Below are 2,883 nucleotides of genomic sequence, written 5' to 3' on the forward strand. Positions count from 1 at the left end.
CTGGCGGGCATCATCGCCCAGGAGATGGGGGCGGGCATCCGCATCACCTCCGGCCCCGCCATTGAAAAGCCGGGGGATCTGGCGGCCCTTCTCACCAACCTCAACGAGGGGGACATCCTCTTCGTGGACGAGATTCACCGGCTCAACCGCTCCGTGGAGGAGATCCTCTATCCCGCCATGGAGGACTATGCCCTGGACATCATCGTGGGCAAGGGCCCCAGTGCCAACTCCATCCGGCTGGACCTGCCCAAATTCACCCTCATCGGCGCCACTACCCGGGCCGGGCAGCTGTCGGCGCCGCTGCGGGACCGCTTCGGCGTGACGCTGCGGCTGGAGCTCTATACCCCGGAGGAGCTTGCCAAGATCGTCTCCCGCTCTGCCTCCATTCTGGATGTGGATATCGTGCCGGAGGGCGCCTATGAGATCGCCCGGCGCTCCCGGGGCACGCCCCGTATCGCCAACCGGATGCTCCGGCGGGTGCGGGACTTCGCCCAGGTGAAGGCCGACGGCGTCATCACCCGGGAGGTGGCGGACCAGGCCCTGTGCGCCCTGGAGATCGACCACCTGGGATTGGACCCCGTGGACCGGCGGATGCTTCTGGCCATCATCGAAAACTACGGCGGCGGCCCCGTGGGCCTGGAGACCCTGGCGGCCACCATCGGCGAGGAGGCGGTGACGCTGGAGGACGTGTATGAGCCCTATCTCATGCAGCTGGGCTTTTTGACCCGGACCCCCCGGGGCCGCTGCGTCACCCACAAGGCCTACCAGCATCTGGGCCTCTCGGTGCCCGGCGGGGCGGACGCGGATCCCGTCATGGACCAGCTGAGCCTGTAACGATTGCATTTCAATTACTTTCAAGGATATATCCTTTATATTTATTCAGAAAGGGAACATCATCTATGGGTAAGTTATTTGGTACGGACGGCATCCGCGGCGTGGTGGGGGAGAACCTCACCGCCGACATGGCCTTTCGGGTGGGACAGTCCATCGCCTGCGTGCTGCGGGAGGAGACGGGCCGCCGTCCGGTGCTGATGATCGGCAAGGATACCCGCATTTCCTCCGACATGCTGGAATCCGCCCTGATGGCGGGCATCTGCGATCAGGGAGGCGACGTGATGCCTGTCGGCACCATTCCCACTCCCGCCGTGGCCTACCTCACCATCCGGGAGCAGGCGGACGCGGGCATCGTCATCTCCGCCTCCCACAACCCCTATGAGCACAACGGCATCAAGGTCTTCAACAGCCAGGGCTACAAGCTCCCCGACGAGACGGAGGAGCGCATCGAGGCCAAGATCCTCTCCGATGAGCCCATGGCCCCCTGCACCCGTGGGGACATCGGCCGCCGCCGCCACGGCATGCGCCAGATGAAGCAGGAATATATTGATTTCGTGGCCTCCACCATCGATTCCGACCTTGCGGGACTGAAGATCCTGGTGGACTGCGCCAACGGTGCCTCCAGCACCACCGCGCCGGAGCTGTTTGCCAAGTTCCGGGCCCAGGTGGACTTCCTGAACACCGCCCCCGACGGCATCAACATCAACAACGGCTGCGGCTCCACCCACATGGAGGGCCTCTCCGCCGCCGTGGTGAAGGGCGGGTACGACATCGGCGTGGCCTTTGACGGCGACGCCGACCGGTGCCTGCTGGTGGACGAGACCGGCGGCGCCATCGACGGCGACAAGGTCATGGCCGTGTGCGCCATGGACATGCGGGAGAAGGGGAAGCTGGACGGCAACACCATCGTGGCCACCGTCATGAGCAACCTGGGCCTCCATGAGTTCTGCCGCAACCACGGTATCAACCTGGTGTGCACCGCCGTGGGTGACCGCAACGTCCTGGAGGAGATGCAGCGCCACGGCTACCGCATCGGCGGCGAGCAGTCCGGCCACACCATCTTCACCGCCCTGGAGACCACCGGCGACGGCGAGGTGACGGCCCTGCAGTTTTTGCAGGTGCTGGCGGGCAGCGGCAAGAAGGCCTCGGAGCTGGTGAGCGGCTGCGCCACCTATCCCCAGGTGCTCATCAACGTGGAGGTGCCCCACAGCGGCGGCGTCAAGGAGAAGATCATGGCCTCGGAGGCCCTGGCGCAGGCCGTGGCCGCAGAGGAAGCCGCCCTGGGCGGGGAAGGCCGGGTGCTGGTGCGCCCCTCCGGCACGGAGGCGCTGATCCGTGTCATGGTGGAGGCCAAGACCACGGAGCAGGCCCAGGCCGTGGCGGAGAAACTGGCGGATTTCATAAAAACGCAGAAAGTTTGAGAAAATTCGTCTGGCAGATTTCATAATTTGCTTGACAGAATTAGGAACGAGCAGGTATAATAGGCTATGTGCAAAAGCAATGAGCACCCCCTGATTCCTCTGGATCAGCTGGGTGACGAGGATCTCTGTGCCCTGGCAGCATCTGGAAGCCGGGAGGCGGAGGAGGTCCTGGTGACCCGCTATAACCGGATGGTCCGCACCTGTGCCCGCCCCTTCTTTTTGATCGGCGGTGACAGCGAGGATCTCACCCAGGAGGGGATGGTGGGCCTCATCAAAGCGGTTCGGGAATACGATCCCAGGAAGGACGCCTCTTTCCGGACCTTCGCGGAAATCTGCATACGAAACCGGCTGTACTCCGTTCTCCGCGCTGCGGCGCGGGATAAGCATTTACCGCTCAATCAGTCGGTCCCGTTGGATACACCCTTTCTTGACAGCACTCCCTACACCACTGGCAGCAACCCGTTGGCCCAGTGCAGCCCGGAGGAATTCCTCATTGACCGGGAGCACACCGCCAATATCCTCTCCGGTGTCCGGAAACAGTTGTCCGACTTCGAAGCGAAGATTTTGGGGTATTATTTAGACGGTCTTTCATGCAGGGAAATTGCCGAGACGGTAGGCAAGCCCCCAA

The 2,883-nt window shown here is 63.4% G+C and carries 3 protein-coding genes; all 3 read left to right on the forward strand.

Annotated elements, in window-relative coordinates:
• Positions 1 to 834, forward strand: an 834-nt coding sequence (gene ruvB, locus ACT67G_RS11825; RefSeq protein ID WP_443664359.1) for a Holliday junction branch migration DNA helicase RuvB, incomplete at its 5' end; no start/stop codon positions are given.
• A gap of 65 nt (positions 835 to 899) precedes the next feature.
• The gene (glmM, locus tag ACT67G_RS11830; protein ID WP_443664360.1) at positions 900 to 2,255 is read left to right on the forward strand and encodes a phosphoglucosamine mutase; all 1,356 of its coding nucleotides are present in this window, start codon (positions 900 to 902) and stop codon (positions 2,253 to 2,255) included.
• Between the two features lie 66 nt (positions 2,256 to 2,321).
• A partial coding sequence (locus ACT67G_RS11835; protein WP_443664361.1) for a sigma-70 family RNA polymerase sigma factor occupies positions 2,322 to 2,883 on the forward strand: 562 nt, incomplete at its 3' end.

Source organism: Dysosmobacter sp., assembly GCF_052306735.1.
Classification (GTDB): domain Bacteria; phylum Bacillota; class Clostridia; order Oscillospirales; family Oscillospiraceae; genus Oscillibacter.